Annotated in this window: 15 protein-coding genes; all 15 read left to right on the plus strand. The window is 69.7% G+C overall.

Translation table 11 applies throughout. The features are described from left to right. Positions 1–36: 36 nt before the first annotated feature. A complete protein-coding gene (locus OGH68_RS24980; protein ID WP_264250274.1) occupies positions 37–1,326 on the plus strand; it encodes a homoserine dehydrogenase in 1,290 nt (429 codons plus the stop codon). Between the two features lie 7 nt (positions 1,327–1,333). Continuing rightward, positions 1,334–2,404 (plus strand): threonine synthase, encoded by a 1,071-nt coding sequence (gene thrC, locus OGH68_RS24985; protein WP_264247196.1) that lies wholly within the window; start codon positions 1,334–1,336, stop codon positions 2,402–2,404. A gap of 278 nt (positions 2,405–2,682) precedes the next feature. Further along, entirely contained in the window at positions 2,683–3,600 is a 918-nt protein-coding gene (thrB, locus tag OGH68_RS24990) for a homoserine kinase (RefSeq protein ID WP_264247197.1), read from the plus strand. Positions 3,601–3,998: 398 nt separating this feature from the next. Next, a complete protein-coding gene (gene rho / locus OGH68_RS24995) occupies positions 3,999–6,059 on the plus strand; it encodes a transcription termination factor Rho (protein WP_264247198.1) in 2,061 nt (686 codons plus the stop codon). A gap of 280 nt (positions 6,060–6,339) precedes the next feature. After that, a complete protein-coding gene (locus OGH68_RS25000; protein ID WP_264247199.1) occupies positions 6,340–7,503 on the plus strand; it encodes an LCP family protein in 1,164 nt (387 codons plus the stop codon). Between the two features lie 147 nt (positions 7,504–7,650). After that, positions 7,651–7,875: a 50S ribosomal protein L31 gene (rpmE, locus tag OGH68_RS25005; protein ID WP_264247201.1), complete on the plus strand. Its 225-nt coding sequence runs from the start codon at positions 7,651–7,653 to the stop codon at positions 7,873–7,875. A 129-nt stretch (positions 7,876–8,004) separates the two neighbouring features. Beyond that, positions 8,005–9,084, plus strand: coding sequence for a peptide chain release factor 1 (prfA, locus tag OGH68_RS25010; RefSeq protein WP_264247202.1), 1,080 nt, complete (start codon positions 8,005–8,007; stop codon positions 9,082–9,084). Between the two features lie 54 nt (positions 9,085–9,138). Further along, positions 9,139–9,984 (plus strand): peptide chain release factor N(5)-glutamine methyltransferase, encoded by an 846-nt coding sequence (prmC, locus tag OGH68_RS25015; protein ID WP_264247204.1) that lies wholly within the window; start codon positions 9,139–9,141, stop codon positions 9,982–9,984. 40 nt (positions 9,985–10,024) lie between these two features. Beyond that, positions 10,025–10,672 carry an L-threonylcarbamoyladenylate synthase gene (locus tag OGH68_RS25020; RefSeq protein ID WP_264247205.1) on the plus strand — a complete coding sequence of 216 codons (648 nt, stop codon included), beginning with the start codon at positions 10,025–10,027 and terminating at the stop codon, positions 10,670–10,672. Next, positions 10,669–11,325 carry a protein-tyrosine-phosphatase gene (locus OGH68_RS25025; protein WP_264247207.1) on the plus strand — a complete coding sequence of 219 codons (657 nt, stop codon included), beginning with the start codon at positions 10,669–10,671 and terminating at the stop codon, positions 11,323–11,325. The genes OGH68_RS25020 and OGH68_RS25025 overlap by 4 nt, the downstream gene beginning before the upstream one ends. Positions 11,326–11,736: 411 nt before the next feature. Continuing rightward, entirely contained in the window at positions 11,737–13,002 is a 1,266-nt protein-coding gene (gene glyA / locus OGH68_RS25030) for a serine hydroxymethyltransferase (protein ID WP_264247209.1), read from the plus strand. Positions 13,003–13,119: 117 nt separating this feature from the next. Next, positions 13,120–14,451: an MraY family glycosyltransferase gene (locus OGH68_RS25035; RefSeq protein ID WP_264247210.1), complete on the plus strand. Its 1,332-nt coding sequence runs from the start codon at positions 13,120–13,122 to the stop codon at positions 14,449–14,451. A 260-nt stretch (positions 14,452–14,711) separates the two neighbouring features. After that, complete coding sequence (locus tag OGH68_RS25040; RefSeq protein ID WP_264247211.1) at positions 14,712–15,044, plus strand: hypothetical protein; 333 nt, start codon at positions 14,712–14,714, stop codon at positions 15,042–15,044. A gap of 359 nt (positions 15,045–15,403) precedes the next feature. Beyond that, a complete protein-coding gene (locus tag OGH68_RS25045; RefSeq protein WP_264247212.1) occupies positions 15,404–15,841 on the plus strand; it encodes a hypothetical protein in 438 nt (145 codons plus the stop codon). Positions 15,842–16,066: 225 nt separating this feature from the next. Then, on the plus strand, positions 16,067–16,888 hold the full coding sequence (gene atpB / locus OGH68_RS25050; protein WP_264247213.1) for a F0F1 ATP synthase subunit A: 822 nt from the start codon (positions 16,067–16,069) through the stop codon (positions 16,886–16,888). Positions 16,889–16,921: the final 33 nt, after the last annotated feature.

Here is a 16,921-nt window from a genome sequence, read left to right on the forward strand (position 1 = left end):
CCACACCGTAGAAGTGATGAGAAGCGAGGTCGGATGATGCGTACGCGTCCGCTGAAGGTGGCGCTGCTGGGCTGTGGAGTGGTCGGCTCAGAGGTGGCGCGCATCATGACGACGCACGCCGACGACCTCGCCGCGCGGATCGGCGCCCCGGTGGAGCTCGCCGGGGTCGCCGTGCGCCGCCCGTCCAGGGTGCGCGAGGGCATCGACCCGGCGCTGATCACCACGGACGCCACCGCGCTGGTGAAACGCGGCGACATCGACGTCGTCATCGAGGTCATCGGCGGTATCGAGCCGGCAAGGACCCTCATCACCACCGCGTTCGAGCACGGCGCGTCCGTCGTCTCCGCCAACAAGGCGCTGCTCGCGGAGGACGGCGCGACGCTGTACGCCGCCGCCGAGCAGCACGGCCGCGACCTCTACTTCGAGGCCGCCGTCGCCGGTGCGATCCCGCTGATCAGGCCGCTGCGCGAGTCGCTCGCCGGCGACAAGGTCAACCGTGTGCTGGGCATCGTCAACGGCACCACCAACTTCATCCTCGACAGGATGGACAGCTCGGGCGCCGGATACTCCGAGGCGCTCGACGAGGCCACCGCCCTCGGATACGCGGAGGCCGACCCGACCGCCGACGTCGAGGGCTTCGACGCCGCCGCCAAGGCCGCCATCCTCGCGGGGATCGCCTTCCACACCCGCGTACGGCTCGACGACGTCCACCGCGAGGGCCTGACCGAGGTGACCGCCGCCGACATGGCGTCCGCGCGCCGCATGGGCTGCACCGTCAAGCTGCTCGCCATCTGCGAGCGGGCGGCGGACGGGCAGTCGGTGACCGCCCGCGTGCACCCCGCGATGATCCCGCTCAGCCACCCCCTCGCCTCCGTCCGCGAGGCGTACAACGCGGTTTTCGTCGAGGCCGAGGCCGCGGGGCAGCTGATGTTCTACGGCCCCGGCGCCGGCGGTGCGCCGACCGCGTCCGCGGTGCTCGGCGACCTCGTCGCCGTGTGCCGCAACAAGCTCGCCGAGGCAACGGGCCCCGGTGAATCCGCGTACACGCAGCTGCCCGTGAGCCCCATGGGCGACGTGGTGACGCGGTACCACATCAGCCTCGACGTGGCCGACAAGCCGGGCGTTCTCGCCCAGGTCGCGACGGTCTTCGCCGAGCACGGGGTGTCGATCGACACCGTTCGTCAGCAGGGTAAGGACGGCGAGGCGTCTCTCGTCGTCGTCACCCACCGCGCGCCCGACGCCGCCCTTTCCGGGACCGTCGAGGCGCTGCGGGGGCTCGGCACCGTACGCGGTGTCGCCAGCATCATGCGTGTTGAAGGGGAGTAAGGGACCCATGACCACCAACGGCACCCACCAGTGGCGCGGCATCATCGAGGAGTACCGGGATCGTCTCCCGGTCACGGACACGACGCCGGTCGTCACGCTCCGTGAGGGTGGCACGCCGCTCGTCCCGGCGCAGGTCCTCTCCGAGCGCACGGGCTGCGACGTGCACCTCAAGGTCGAGGGCGCCAACCCCACCGGGTCCTTCAAGGACCGCGGTATGACCATGGCCATCACCAAGGCCAAGGAGGAGGGCGCGCAGGCCGTCATCTGCGCCTCCACCGGCAACACCTCCGCGTCCGCCGCCGCGTACGCGGTACGCGCCGGGATGGTCTGCGCGGTCCTCGTGCCGCAGGGCAAGATCGCCCTCGGCAAGATGGGCCAGGCACTGGTCTACGGCTCGAAGATCCTGCAGGTCGACGGCAACTTCGACGACTGCCTCAATCTGGCCCGCGGCCTGTCGGAGAACTACCCGGTGGCGCTGGTCAATTCGGTCAATCCGTACCGCATCGAGGGCCAGAAGACGGCATCCTTCGAGATCGTCGACGCGCTCGGCGACGCACCCGACATCCATGTGCTGCCGGTCGGCAACGCCGGCAACATCACGGCGTACTGGAAGGGGTACAAGGAGTACGCGGCGGACGGCGTGTCCACCCGGACCCCTCGTATGTGGGGATTCCAGGCGTCGGGCTCCGCGCCGATCGTGCGCGGCGAGGTCGTGAAGGACCCGTCGACGATCGCCACCGCGATCCGGATCGGCAACCCGGCCTCCTGGACGCAGGCGCTGGCCGCGCGTGAGGAGTCCGGCGGCTTCATCGACGAGGTGACGGACCGTGAGATCCTGCGCGCCTACCGCCTGTTGGCGTCCCAGGAGGGTGTCTTCGTCGAGCCGGCCTCGGCCGCGTCCGTCGCCGGTCTGCTGAAGGCGGTCGAGCAGGGCAAGGTCGACCCGGGACAGAAGATCGTGTGCACGGTCACGGGCAACGGCCTCAAGGACCCCGACTGGGCGGTCGCCGGAGCGCCCCAGCCGGTCACCGTCCCGGTCGACGCGGCAGCGGCGGCGGAGCGTCTCGGCCTGGCGTAACGGCCGTACCGGCCCGGTCCGCTACCGGAAAGTACGCAACCCGGGCAACGCCACACGTAGAGGCACGGGAGGCTCGCGACACGCATCGTGCGCCTCCTGTGCGCCCTATGTCGCAGGTGAACTTTCCTTCGATAGGCTGTACCCGAACCCGGCCCGGCCGCATATGCGCGGTGTCGTTGCCATCGCGGTGTTTCCGCCGCCGAGGCCCACGGGTATTCCTGCCTCTCGAACCCATCTTGTACATCCCGCAGTTCAGAACCAAGGAGAGTCGTCGAGCGATGGCCGGTCCAGCGTTCCGCGCCGCCGCCGTCCGGGTGCGCGTCCCCGCAACCAGCGCCAACCTCGGTCCGGGCTTCGATGCCCTCGGGCTGTCGCTCGGTCTGTACGACGACGTGGTCGTCCGGGTCGCGGACTCCGGTCTGCACATCGACATCGCCGGTGAGGGCGCGTCGACCCTGCCCCGCGACGAGAGCCACCTGCTCGTGCGGGCGCTGCGCACGGCCTTCGACCTGCTCGGCGGTCAGCCGCGCGGCCTCGAGGTCGTCTGCGCCAACCGCATCCCGCACGGCCGTGGGCTCGGCTCCTCCTCCGCCGCGATCTGCGCCGGCATCGTCGCCGCGCGAGCCGTGACGATAGGCGGCGACGCCAAGCTCGACGACGCGGCTCTGCTCGAGCTCGCCACCGAGATCGAAGGGCACCCCGACAACGTCGCGGCCTGCCTCCTCGGCGGTTTCACCCTCGCCTGGTCCGAATCGGGAGCGGCGCGCGCGATCAGGATGGATCCCGCCGATTCCGTCGTTCCGGTGGTTTTCGTCCCCAGCAATCCGGTGCTCACCGAGACGGCCCGCGGACTGCTTCCGCGCACCGTCCCGCATGTCGACGCCGCCGCCAACGCCGGCCGGGCCGCCCTCCTCGTCGAGGCCCTGACCAGGCGTCCCGAACTGCTGCTGCCCGCCACGGAGGACCGTCTCCACCAGGAGTACCGGGCCCCGGCGATGCCGCAGAGCGTCGACCTGGTGAACCGACTGCGCGCCGACGGCGTACCGGCAGTCATCTCCGGCGCGGGCCCCACGGTGCTCGCGCTGGCCGAGGACAGTGCGGCCGACAAGGTCGCACGGCTGGCGGGCGAGGGCTGGGCGGCCAACCGGCTGGCCTTCGACGCCGCGGGGGCGAGCGTTCTGCCGCTCGCGCCCTAGGGACACACGATCGCCACGATTGCCGGTGAGAGAGAGGGGGAATGTTTGTTGGAGCCGGTAGTGTTAACCTCAAGTCAGCAGCCGTCGTCTATGCGACGCGGTGCTTTGTGTCCCCCATCGGGACCACCATTCTTCCGGGAGCCTCCCAAACTGCCTGAGCAGCCTGCCTGAGCAGTTTCGAGCACGCTCCGGAACCGGCACGACACCCCTCGCTTTCCCAGGAGTGGGCCGAGCAGGGGGACCTCGGGCCGGGCCTTGCACGTATGCATGTATCTCTCCGCCGTCAATTTCCCGGCGGGACCACCGCTCCGGCACGGTCCACACCCAGGACCACAACCGGACAGCACAACCGGTCGCCGAGCCAGAAGGCCGACGTCCGCTCCAGGGAAGGACCCTTCGTGAGCGACACCACCGATCTGATGGGCGTGAGTGCCGACAACAACGTCGACAACGCCGCGCCCGCCGCAGGTGCTGCCTCCGGCACCACCTCACGGCGCCGCCGCTCCGGCACCGGCCTCGAGGGCATGGTCCTGGCCGAGCTGCAGCAGGTCGCGTCCGGCCTCGGCATCAGGGGCACCGCGCGTATGCGCAAGAGCCAGCTGATCGAGGTCATCAAGGAGGCGCAGGCCGCAGGGACCTCCCCGGCGAAGAGCGCCGAGGAGGGCACCGAGGCCGCGGCCAAGCCGAGGCGCCGTGCCACCTCCAAGGCCCGTACGGGTGACGAAGCCGCTGCACCGGCTGCCGAGAAGGCGCAGGCCCCGCACAAGGCGGACAAGTCCGACAAGGCCGAGAAGGCCGTCGCGCAGCAGCAGATCGACATCCCGGGACAGCCGGCGAGCGACGACCAGCCGGCCGGTGAGCGCCGCCGTCGTCGGGCCACCGCGCAGGCGGGCAGCCCGGAGGCCCGTACCGAGGCCCGGGGCGACACCGCCGTCGACGTCAAGACCGATGTCAAGACGGACGTGAAGACCGACGCCAGGACCGAGGCGCAGCCCGAGTCCAAGGCCGAGGCCGCCGTCGACGGCGCCGAGGGCCGCCGCGACCGCCAGGACCGCGGCCAGCGCGGCGACCGAGGCGACCGTGGCGAGCGCGGTGACCGCCGCGAGCGCCAGCGCGACCGCCGCGGCAAGGGCGACGACCAGCAGCAGGGCGGACAGCGCCAGCAGCGTCAGGGCGGTCAGCAGAACACCGGCCCGCAGGACGACTTCGACGAGGACGGCGGCGGCCGCCGTGGCCGTCGCGGCCGCTACCGCGACCGCCGTGGCCGTCGTGGCCGTGACGACTTCGCGAGCGGCGAGCCGCAGGTCTCCGAGGACGACGTCCTGATCCCCGTCGCGGGCATCCTGGACATCCTCGACAACTACGCGTTCATCCGGACCTCCGGCTACCTGCCCGGCCCGAACGACGTGTACGTCTCCCTCGCCCAGGTCCGCAAGAACGGCCTGCGCAAGGGCGACCACGTCACCGGTGCCGTGCGCCAGCCCAAGGAGGGCGAGCGCCGCGAGAAGTTCAACGCGCTGGTCCGCCTGGACTCCCAGAACGGCATGGCACCCGAATCCGGGCGCGGACGCCCGGAGTTCAACAAGCTGACCCCGCTGTACCCGCAGGACCGGCTGCGCCTCGAGACCGACCCGGGCGTGCTGACGACCCGGATCATCGACCTCGTGTCGCCGATCGGCAAGGGCCAGCGAGGCCTGATCGTGGCCCCGCCGAAGACCGGCAAGACCATGATCATGCAGGCGGTCGCCAACGCGATCACCCACAACAACCCCGAGTGCCACCTGATGGTCGTCCTCGTCGACGAGCGTCCGGAAGAGGTCACCGACATGCAGCGGTCGGTGAAGGGCGAGGTCATCTCCTCGACCTTCGACCGTCCCGCCGAGGACCACACCACGGTCGCCGAGCTGGCCATCGAGCGCGCCAAGCGCCTCGTCGAGCTGGGTCACGACGTGGTCGTCCTGCTGGACTCGATCACCCGCCTCGGCCGTGCCTACAACCTGGCGGCCCCCGCCTCCGGGCGCATCCTGTCCGGTGGTGTCGACTCGACCGCGCTCTACCCGCCGAAGCGCTTCTTCGGCGCCGCGCGCAACATCGAGGACGGTGGCTCGCTGACCATCCTGGCCACCGCGCTGGTCGACACCGGTTCGCGCATGGACGAGGTGATCTTCGAGGAGTTCAAGGGCACCGGCAACATGGAGCTCAAGCTCGACCGGAAGCTCGCCGACAAGCGCATCTTCCCGGCGGTGGACGTCGACGCGTCCGGCACCCGTAAGGAAGAGATCCTGCTCGGCAGCGACGAGCTGGCCGTCACCTGGAAGCTGCGCCGTGTGCTGCACGCACTGGACCAGCAGCAGGCGATCGAGCTGCTGCTCGACAAGATGAAGCAGACGAAGTCGAACGGCGAGTTCCTGCTGCAGATCCAGAAGACGACTCCGTCCGCCGGCAACGGCAACGACTGAGAGAGCTTCACCACAGCCGCCGGGCCCGCGGAAAGCCCGGCGCAAGGCTCCGGAGCCACCGCCTCCACTCGCTGATAACGCTGGTGGGACGGGGGAGCCGGAGCCCGGGAACGGTCCGTCGGGCCCACCGTGCGTCGCGCGGTGGGCCCGACGCGTTCTCAAGGACTTCTCATCCGGCCGTGCAACGCTTCTCGCTGCTTCGACGTCTGAACACCTACCGGCACACCGCGCCTGAGCACCGTCGGCGGGGGTGGCGGGAGTATCGAGAGCCGAGGAGAGCATGAGCGAGCAGAGCAGCGGCGGCGGCCGGATACTCCCCCTGCGCCCAGGGGGCGTGGGGGGACCCTCGAGCCGCGGCAGGCGCCGCAGAGAGCCCGCGAAGGCCCGCCGGATATGGACCTTCGCCGCCTGGGTCGCGGCGGCGCTGGTCGTCGTCGGCGGGTCCGGCCTCGGCCTGCTCTGGTTCAAGCTCAACGGGAACCTGCACGGCGTCGACGTCAACCAGGCACTCGGCGAGGACCGTCCGAAGAACATCGACAACGGCTCCATGGACATCCTCGTCCTCGGCTCCGACTCACGGGCCGGCGTGAACTCCGCGTACGGCGCCGACGAGGGTGCCGCCCGCTCGGACACCGCGATGGTCGTCCACGTCTACCAGGGCCACAAGACGGCCAGTGTCGTCTCGATCCCGCGCGACACCCTCGTCGAGCGGCCCGCGTGCACGGACCGTGAGGGCGGCGGCGTCCCCGGTGAGCAGCGGGCGATGTTCAACACCGCGTACGAGGTCGGCGGCCCCGCCTGTGCGGTGAAGACCGTCGAGGCGATGTCGGGGATCCGCATGGACCACTACATCGAGGTCGACTTCACCGGCTTCACGAAACTCGTCGACGAGCTCGGCGGCGTCTCCGTCACCACCACACAGCCGATCCACGACGCCAAGAGCCATCTGAACCTCCTGCCCGGCACCCACCGGCTCGACGGTGAGCAGGCGCTCGGCCTGGTGCGCACCCGCAAGAGCGTCGGAGACGGCAGCGACCTCGGGCGCATCCAGCTCCAGCAGGCGTTCACGAAGGCGTTCATCGAGCAGGTCAAGGACGTCGGAGCCTTCACCAGCCCGAAGAAGCTCCTCGACCTCTCCGACGCTGCCACGAAGGCGATCACGCCCGACTCCGAGCTGGACTCGGTGAACGAGCTGATGGGTTTCGCCAGGGGCCTGAGCTCCCTGGGCGCCGAGGACGTCCACATGATCACCATGCCGGTGCGGTACGACCCGGCCGACCCCAACCGGGTCGTCCCCGTCGAGACCGGCGCCCGCCAGGTGTGGACCGCGCTCAAGCAGGACAGGCCGATCCCGGCGTCCGCGGTCGCGGACTCCGCGGGTGACCAGGGCGAGGCCGCGACCGTCGTCCGGGCCGCCGGCGCCGCCCGCGAAGAAGCCCCGTAATACCCGCTTCGGCCGCCAGGAATACTTCCGCACCTACCCCGGTTTTGGGAGATACGGCCGGTCCTGGCAGACTGGTACGTCGGCCCCGGTTCACGCACGAGCATCCCGCCCGTGCGACCCGGCGCCCTCCCGAAACTAGGAGACACCTTGAAGCGCGACATCCACCCCGAGTACGTCGAGACCCAGGTCAGCTGCACCTGCGGCGCGTCGTTCACCACCCGTAGCACGATCGAGAGCGGCAACATCCGCGCCGAGGTCTGCTCCGAGTGCCACCCGTTCTACACGGGCAAGCAGAAGATCCTCGACACCGGTGGCCGTGTGGCCCGCTTCGAGGCCCGCTTCGGCAAGGCTGCCGGCTCCGCCAAGAAGTAGCGAGCCACTGCGCCGGTCTTCGGCCGCCCCCTCCCGGGTGGCCGAGACCGGCGCTTTGTCCGTTCTGCGCACACACACTGCGCGCAGCCACCGCAGCCACCCTTACGTGCATGAACCAGGAGCCCGAAGATGTTCGAGGCGGTCGAGGAACTGATCGGCGAGCACGCCGATCTCGAGAAGAAGCTCGCCGACCCGTCGGTCCACGCCGACCAGGCGAACGCGCGCAAACTCAACAAGCGCTACGCCGAGCTCACCCCGATCGTCGGCACGTACCGCTCCTGGAAGCAGACCGGTGACGACATCGTCACGGCACGTGAATTCGCCGCCGACGACCCGGACTTCGCCGCCGAGGTGAAGGAGCTGGAGAAGGAGCGCGAGGAGCTCACCGAGAAGCTGCGGCTGCTGCTCGTCCCGCGCGACCCCAGCGACGACAAGGACGTCATCCTCGAGGTCAAGGCCGGTGCGGGCGGCGACGAGTCCGCCCTGTTCGCCGGCGACCTGCTGCGGATGTATCTGCGCTACGCGGAGCGCGTCGGCTGGAAGACCGAGATCATCGACGCGACCGAGTCCGAGCTCGGCGGCTACAAGGACGTCCAGGTCGCGGTCAAGACCAAGGGCGGCCAGGGCGCGACCGAGCCCGGCCAGGGCGTCTGGGCGCGGCTGAAGTACGAGGGCGGCGTGCACCGCGTGCAGCGCGTGCCCGCCACCGAGTCCCAGGGCCGTATCCACACCTCCGCGGCCGGTGTGCTCGTCACGCCGGAGGCCGAGGAGATCGACGTCGAGATCCACGCCAACGACCTGCGCGTGGACGTCTACCGCTCGTCCGGCCCCGGCGGCCAGTCCGTCAACACCACCGACTCCGCGGTCCGCATCACCCACCTCCCGACCGGTATCGTCGCCTCCTGCCAGAACGAGAAGAGCCAGCTCCAGAACAAGGAGCAGGCCATGCGTATCCTGCGCTCCAGGCTGCTCGCCGCGGCCCAGGAGGAGGCCGAGTCCAAGGCCGCGGACGCCCGCCGCAGCCAGGTACGCACGGTCGACCGGTCGGAGAAGATCCGTACGTACAACTTCCCTGAAAACCGGATCTCGGACCACCGGGTCGGTTTCAAGGCGTACAACTTGGACCAGGTGCTCGACGGAGACCTGGACGCAGTGATCCAGGCGTGCGTCGACGCGGACTCCGCCGCCAAACTCGCGGCCGCGCAGTAGAGCGCGACGGGTAGTGCCAACGGTCCGCACGAGCGTCACAGGAAGGGTAGGCGCGTGAACCTGCTGCTTGCCGAGGTGGCCCAGGCCACCCAGCGGCTGGCCGACGCCGGCGTGCCGTCTCCGCGGTTCGACGCGGAGGAGCTCGCCGCGTTCGTGCACGGTGTGAAGCGGGGAGAGCTCCACAACGTCAAGGACGCGGACTTCGACGCCCGCTACTGGGAGGCCGTCGCCCGCCGCGAGGCCCGCGAACCGCTCCAGCACATCACCGGCCGTGCCTTCTTCCGCTATCTGGAACTGCAGGTCGGCCCCGGCGTCTTCGTCCCACGCCCCGAGACCGAGTCGGTCGTGGGCTGGGCGATAGAGGCCGTCCGCGCCATGGACGTCGTCGAGCCTCTCATCGTGGACCTGTGCTCCGGCTCGGGCGCCATCGCGCTCGCCATGGCCCAGGAGGTCCCGCGCTCGCGCGTGCACGCCGTGGAGCTGTCCGAGGACGCCCTGAAGTGGACCCGGAAGAACGCCGAGGGCTCCAGGGTCGCCGTCCACCAGGGCGACGCCCTGACAGCGCTGCCCGAGCTCGACGGCCAGGTCGACCTGGTCATCTCCAACCCGCCGTACATCCCGCTCACCGAATGGGAGTACGTCGCACCCGAGGCCCGCGACCACGACCCGCAGATGGCCCTGTTCTCCGGCGAGGACGGCCTGGACACCATCCGCGGGCTCGAACGCACCGCGCACCGGCTGCTGAGGCCCGGCGGTCTCGTCGTCATCGAGCACGCCGACACCCAGGGCGGCCAGGTGCCGTGGATCTTCAACGAGGAATCCGGCTGGGCCGACGCCGCCGACCACCCCGACCTGAACAAGCGGCCGCGGTTCGCCACCGCCCGCAAGGCCATGCCATGACCAAGCACCTGACGAAGCACGTGTACGAGGAGGCCCGCTGATGGCTCGGCGATACGACTGCAACGACGCTACGGATCGCACCACCGGCCTGCGCGAGGCCGCGTCGGCCGTCCGCCGCGGCGAGCTCGTCGTGCTGCCCACCGACACGGTGTACGGGATCGGCGCCGACGCCTTCACCGCCGAGGCCGTCGCCGATCTGCTCGACGCCAAGGGGCGCGGCCGCAACATGCCCACCCCCGTCCTCATCGGCTCCCCGAACACCCTGCACGGGCTCGTCACCAACTTCTCCGAGCAGGCCTGGGAGCTCGTCGACGCCTTCTGGCCCGGCGCGCTGACGCTGGTCGCCAAGCACCAGCCGTCGCTGCAGTGGGACCTCGGTGACACCCGCGGCACCGTCGCCATCCGGATGCCGCTGCACCCCGTGGCGATCGAACTCCTCACCGAGGTCGGCCCGATGGCCGTCTCCAGCGCCAACCTCACGGGACACCCCTCGCCCGAGGACTGCGACGCCGCGCAGGAGATGCTCGGCGACTCCGTCTCCGTCTACCTCGACGGCGGTCCGACGCCGGGCATCGTGCCGTCGTCGATCGTCGACGTCACGGGCAAGGTCCCGGTCCTGCTGCGGGAGGGAGCCCTCTCCGCGGACGAGCTGCGCAAGGTGGTACCAGACCTCGAGGTGGCCAATTGACCGCCCCGCAGGGGCGTGGCATAGCGGAAACCAGCAGTACGGGCAGTACGGCGTCGACCTTCCGCATCCTCCACGTCAGCACCGGCAACGTCTGCCGCTCGCCCATCACCGAGCGGCTGACCCGCCATGCCCTGAGCGACCGCCTCGGCGATCCCCTCACGGGCGGCCTGATCGTGGAGAGCGCCGGCACCTGGGGTCACGAGGGCGCCCCGATGGAGGCCAACGCCGAGATCGTCCTCGCGGACTTCGGCGCGGACGCGAGCGGGTTCGTGGGGCGGGAGCTCCTCGACGAGCACGTCATCCGCGCGGACCTGGTCCTCACGGCGACCCGTGATCACCGGGCGCAGGTCATCTCCATGGGCCACTCGGCGGGCCTGCGGACCTTCACGCTCAAGGAGTTCACCCGCCTCGTGCGGGCCATAGACCCGGCGACCCTTCCCGACCCCCGGGAGGAGGGCGTCGTCGAACGTGCGCGCGCGCTGGTGCGGGCGGCGGCGGCTCTACGCGGGTGGCTCCTGGCGCCGAGCCCCGACGCGGACGAGGTCTTCGACCCGTACGGGGCGCCGATCACCTTCTTCCGCTCGATCGGCGACGAGATCCACCAGGCGCTGGACCCGGTCGTCACGGCACTGACGGGTGTGCGGTCGGGGTAGGGCTTCTTCCCTCACCCTGCCCCTTCCCGAAACCGGGTGCTCCGCCCCCGGCCCCCGTCCCGCCCTTCGGGCGGTGCGCGGGGCTGCGCCCCCAGCCCCCGTACCGCGCGTCGCGCGCTGGCCTCAAACGCCCGCCGGGCTGATTTCGCTCCGCGGAATCCAGCCTCGCCGGCGTTTGAGGCGCGGGGTCCGGGGCGGAGCCCCGGGTTCGGGAAGGGGCGGGTGGGGGAGCGGCCCCGCGCAGCGGTCACCTCCGCCCCGACGGCCCGCCCCCCCGCCGCGGTCATCCACCCCCGACGGCCCGGTCCCGGAACGCCGCTCCGACGCCCCCGTCCGCGCATACACCGCGCGCCCCACCCCGCCCGGTCCTACATTGGAGTGGCCGCACAGGCCCGAGGACCCGGAGCCGTCATGTCCGTCACACGTGAAGCGCCCGCCCACCGCGTCGCCCCCGCCGCCTCGCTCGACGCGCTGCGCCGCCAGGACCCCCAGATCGCGGACATCCTCTTCGGTGAGGCACAGCGTCAGTCCACCACGCTCCAGCTCATCGCCGCGGAGAACTTCACCTCGCCCGCGGTCCTCGCCGCCCTCGGCTCGCCGCTCGCCAACAAGTACGCGGAGGGCTATCCCGGCGCCCGCCACCACGGCGGCTGCGAGCTCGTCGATGCCGCCGAGCGCATCGCGATCGAGCGTGCCACCGCGCTCTTCGGCGCCGACCACGCCAACGTGCAGCCCCACTCCGGCTCCTCGGCCGTGCTCGCGGCGTACGCGGCCCTGCTGCGGCCCGGCGACACCGTGCTCGCCATGGGGCTCCCGTACGGCGGGCACCTCACCCACGGCTCGCCCGCGAACTTCTCCGGCCGCTGGTTCGACTTCGTCGCCTACGGCGTGGACGCCGAGACCGGGCTGATCGACTACGACCAGGTACGCCTTCTGGCCCACCGGCACCGGCCGAAGGCGATCGTCTGCGGCTCGATCTCGTACCCCCGCCACTTGGACTACGAGCAGTTCCGGGACATCGCGGACGAGGTCGGGGCCTATCTGATCGCCGACGCCGCGCACCCGATCGGCCTGGTCGCCGGCGGCGCCGCGCCGAACCCGGTGCCGTACGCGGATGTGGTGTGCGCCACGACGCACAAGGTGCTGCGAGGGCCGCGCGGCGGGATGATCCTGTGCGGCTCGGAGCTGGCGGAGCGTATCGACCGGGCCGTCTTCCCGTTCACGCAGGGCGGCGCCCAGATGCACACGATCGCGGCGAAGGCCGTCGCCTTCGGCGAGGCGGCGACGCCGGCGTTCACCGCCTACGCGCACCAGGTGGTCGCCAACGCGCGGGAGCTGGCGGCGGCGCTCGCCGAGGAGGGTTTCGCGGTGCTGACGGACGGCACGGACACCCACATCATCGGCGCGGACCCGGCACCGCTGGGCGTCGAGGGAAAGGCGGCCCGCGGCCGTCTCGCCGCGGCGGGCATCGTGCTCGACACCTGTGCGCTGCCGTACGGGGACGGCCGTGGCATCCGGCTGGGTACCGCCGCGGTCACCACGCAGGGCATGGGCCGCCCGCAGATGGGCCGGATCGCGGCCCTGTTCACGGCGGCGCTGCGGGACGGGCGAGCGGCGCGCGACATCCGTGAGAAGGTGCAGGAGCTCGTCGCGGGACATCCGCCGTTTCCCGGGTAGCCGCACAGTTGTGCCGTAGCTGTGCAACCATCGCGGGCCGCCGGATGTCCTCAATCATGTGGCCACCACAGCTAAGGTGTGGGGCTGAGATGGCCAGCGATTCCTGTGGGGCAGCCCGTGCGTGATTACCTGCTGACGCTATGTGTCACGGCCGCGGTGACGTATCTGCTCACCGGTCCGGTGAGGAAGTTCGCCATCGCGAGCGGTGCGATGCCGGAGATCCGCGCCCGCGACGTGCACCGCGAACCGACGCCGAGGCTCGGCGGGATCGCGATGTTCTTCGGTCTGTGCGCCGGTCTGCTGGTCGCCGACCATCTTGAGAACCTGAACAGCGTCTTCGAGTTGTCGAACGAACCGAGGGCCCTGCTCTCCGGCGCCGCCCTGATCTGGATCATCGGTGTCCTGGACGACAAGTTCGAGATCGACGCCCTGATCAAGCTGGGCGGCCAGATGATCGCCGCCGGCGTCATGGTCGTCCAGGGCCTGACGATCCTGTGGATCCCGGTGCCGGGTGTCGGGACCGTCTCACTGACGAGCTGGCAGGGGACCCTGCTCACGGTCGCCCTGGTCGTCATCACCATCAACGCGGTCAACTTCGTCGACGGCCTGGACGGTCTCGCGGCCGGCATGGTCTGCATCGCCGCTGCGGCGTTCTTCATCTACGCGTACCGGATCTGGGTCAGCTACGGCATCGAGGCCGCGGCCCCGGCCAGCTTGTTCACCGCGATCCTGATGGGCATGTGTCTGGGCTTCCTGCCCCACAACATGCATCCCGCGCGGATCTTCATGGGCGACTCGGGTTCGATGCTCATCGGCCTGGTGCTCGCCGCGGCGGCGATCTCGGTGACGGGTCAGGTCGACATGGACGCGCTGCGGCTCTACGAGGGGGGTGCCCGCGAGGCGACGCACGCGGCGCTGCCGGTCTTCATCCCGCTGCTGCTGCCGCTCACGATCATCGCCATCCCGGTCGCGGACCTGCTGCTGGCGATCGTCCGCCGCACCTGGAAGGGCCAGTCGCCGTTCGCCGCGGACCGCGGTCATCTGCACCACCGGCTCCTGGAGATCGGGCACTCCCACAGCCGGGCCGTGCTGATCATGTACTTCTGGTCGGCGCTGATCGCCTTCGGCGTCGTGGCGTACTCGGTGCACTCGGTGATCTGGATCGTGCTCCTGGTCGTCGGTCTGAGCGCGGTCGGCCTCGTGCTCCTGCTCCTCCCGCGCTTCACTCCCCGCGCCCCCGGCTGGGCGGAGAGCTTCGTCCCGCCCCGCTATCGCCGCAGCCGCCGGGCCCGGCAGGCGGCCGCGGCCGAGCAGCCCGAGCCGGCGGTGTCCGGCACCGAGGAGCCGCGCGTGCCGGTCGGGGTGGGCGTCAGCGGTGTCAACGGCGCGACGGCCGTCGGATCGCGCTCCCGCTTCCCGGTCAGGGACCGCGCGGGCTCCAGCCGCTGACTGGAACGTTCCGTAACGTAGATCACAAATTGACGCCCGGCAGAGCGCGTGAACCTACGGCACGGGCCGGATTCGCCCTCGTCGGGATGCGGCCTCGTCGCACGGCGGCGGAGGCCAGTACCTAATGAGCCGTTCGCGCCTGACGATCCCTTACTGATAACTGTGCGTAATCGCCATGTGTTCTAGGGTGATGAACGTCGAAGCGGCGGGCTCAGACCAAGCCGGCCGTGCATCATTCTGGTTTCCAGAGGGGGAAGTTCATGCGCAAGACAGTAACGACAGCCATAGCCGCAGCAACGATCTTCGGGTCGATGGGCATGCTGGCGCCGACCGCCGTGGCTGCCGCTCCGGCTGAGCGGCAGTCCGTGACTGCGCGGGCTGCGGACTGCGTCAAGGTTGTCCGCTGGTACAGCAAGCGTTTCGACCGGATGGTCGAGGTGGAGAACAAGTGCTCCCGAAAGGCGTGCTTCAGTGTGACCGTGGCAGCGCGACGGGACCCGGAGTTCGCGATCGGGGCCAACAAGAAGCAGTCGTTCCGCTACAGCGGGACCCTGTGGACCAAGGGCACCGGCATAAAGAACATCGGCTGCTGACACTTCACTAACCTGGGCCCTGACGCTGCGTGCGTCAGGGCCCAGGTGTGTCCGGGTGTCAACGTGGCTCAGCCCTCGGCGCCACCCCTGAGGCTGGTCGACGCGCTGAGAGTGTCCCATTAACAGACATAGCGGTCTGTTGTCGTGCACACACGGGCGCGTTCACTCTCATGTGTGAGTGTTGGCACACCACTGGGTAAAGACCTCATCAAATAGTTTGTGATACCGTTCACGAGACCCGGAGACAGCGCCGAAGGACCGTAGTGCGACGGTTCGTTGGCCCCCGAGGCCCATCTCGGGACCGGGCCTACGCTCGTCCATGACGACACCTGCCCCCACCAGTTAGCGGAGATGCCGCCATGCCGTCCACCGACGCACGCACCCTTGTTCATGCCGCCGTACCCACCGCAGCCGCCGGCGCTGTTGCCGCCGTCGTCAGCGGTGTGGTCGCGGGTGGCAAGGGCGCGATCGGGGCGATCGTGGCCACGCTGGTGGTGATCCTCTTCATGGGTATCGGGCTCTATGTCCTGCAGCGCGTGGCGAAGTCGCTGCCGCAGCTGTTCCAGGCGATGGGCCTGATGCTCTACACAGCCCAGTTGCTGTTGCTGTTCATCTTTGTTGCGATGTTCAAGAACACGACGTTGTTCCACCCCAAGGCCTTCGCCATCACGCTGGTCGCGCTGACCCTCGTCTGGATCGGTGCGCAGACCCGCGCACACATGAAGGCCAAGATTCTTTACGTCGAACCCGACTCCTCGACCGGCAGCAAGCCCGGAAACAAGGGGCAGTCGTCGTGAGGGGTAGGGCCGGTATAAAGGCGCGTTCGGGATCCTGCTATCGTCCGGTGCCAACTGCGGCATCGCGGGCGCGGGCATCTGAGCTGACGCCTGCTTATTCGCGAGGCTTGATGCCCCACTGCCGCCCCACCATTCGAAACACCAGTCCAGTGCCGACCCGCGGCTGTGTGCCGCGCCGACACAACGAGGTTGCCGTACCTATGCGCCACGCTGAAGGAGCCCGCGGTGAGTGCTGACCCGACGCAGGTGCTCGCCTTCGAGACCGACTGCCACATCTTCGACGGTTGTGGCTTTCCGGCACCGGGCCTGCACTCGTTCCTGTTCGAGCCGCTCTGGGGCGACGGGGACAGCAATCTGTACTTCAACAAGACGATGCTTCTGGCGCTTCTGGGCTCCGTCATCATCGTCGGGTTCTTCTGGGCTGCTTTCCGCAACCCGAAGGTCGTCCCGGGCAAGCTGCAGATGGTCGCCGAAGCCGGCTACGACTTCATCCGCCGTGGCATTGTCTACGAGACGATCGGCAAGCGTGAGGGCGAGAAGTACGTTCCGCTCGTGGTCTCGCTGTTCTTCTTCGTCTGGGTGATGAACCTCTGGTCGATCATCCCCCTGGCACAGTTCCCGGTGACGTCGATCATCGCGTACCCGATGGTCCTGGCACTGATCGTCTACATCCTGTGGGTCAGCCTGACGTTCAAGCGTCACGGATTCGTCGGCTTCTGGAAGAACGTCACGGGCTTCGACAAGTCGCTCGGCCCGGTTGCCTACCTGGCCGCGACGATCGAGCTGTTCTCGAACCTCCTGGTCCGTCCGTTCACTCACGCGGTCCGTCTTTTCGCGAACATGTTCGCGGGTCACACCCTGCTGCTGCTCTTCACGATCGCCAGCTGGTACCTGCTGAACGGCATCGGTTTCGCCTACGCCGGCGTCTCGTTCGTGATGGTCGTCGTCATGACGGCTTTCGAGCTCTTCATCCAGGCGGTTCAGGCGTACGTCTTCGTCCTCCTGACCTGCACCTACATCCAGGGCGCGCTCGCCGAGCATCACTGAGCTCCGCTCGCCCCGTACCCCGCAGACTGCCGG

The organism is Streptomyces peucetius (genome assembly GCF_025854275.1).
Classification (GTDB): Bacteria; Actinomycetota; Actinomycetes; order Streptomycetales; family Streptomycetaceae; genus Streptomyces; species Streptomyces peucetius_A.

Bases quoted from the DNA above. Each gene is read 5' to 3' on its own strand.
- OGH68_RS24980 (WP_264250274.1), top strand. From the start codon at position 37: ATGCGTACGCGTCCGCTGAAGGTGGCGCTGCTGGGCTGTGGAGTGGTC.
- thrC (WP_264247196.1), top strand. From the start codon at position 1,334: ATGACCACCAACGGCACCCACCAGTGGCGCGGCATCATCGAGGAGTAC.
- thrB (WP_264247197.1), top strand. From the start codon at position 2,683: ATGGCCGGTCCAGCGTTCCGCGCCGCCGCCGTCCGGGTGCGCGTCCCC.
- OGH68_RS25000 (WP_264247199.1), top strand. From the start codon at position 6,340: ATGAGCGAGCAGAGCAGCGGCGGCGGCCGGATACTCCCCCTGCGCCCA.
- prfA (WP_264247202.1), top strand. From the start codon at position 8,005: ATGTTCGAGGCGGTCGAGGAACTGATCGGCGAGCACGCCGATCTCGAG.
- OGH68_RS25020 (WP_264247205.1), top strand. From the start codon at position 10,025: ATGGCTCGGCGATACGACTGCAACGACGCTACGGATCGCACCACCGGC.
- glyA (WP_264247209.1), top strand. From the start codon at position 11,737: ATGTCCGTCACACGTGAAGCGCCCGCCCACCGCGTCGCCCCCGCCGCC.
- OGH68_RS25040 (WP_264247211.1), top strand. From the start codon at position 14,712: ATGCGCAAGACAGTAACGACAGCCATAGCCGCAGCAACGATCTTCGGG.
- OGH68_RS25045 (WP_264247212.1), top strand. From the start codon at position 15,404: ATGCCGTCCACCGACGCACGCACCCTTGTTCATGCCGCCGTACCCACC.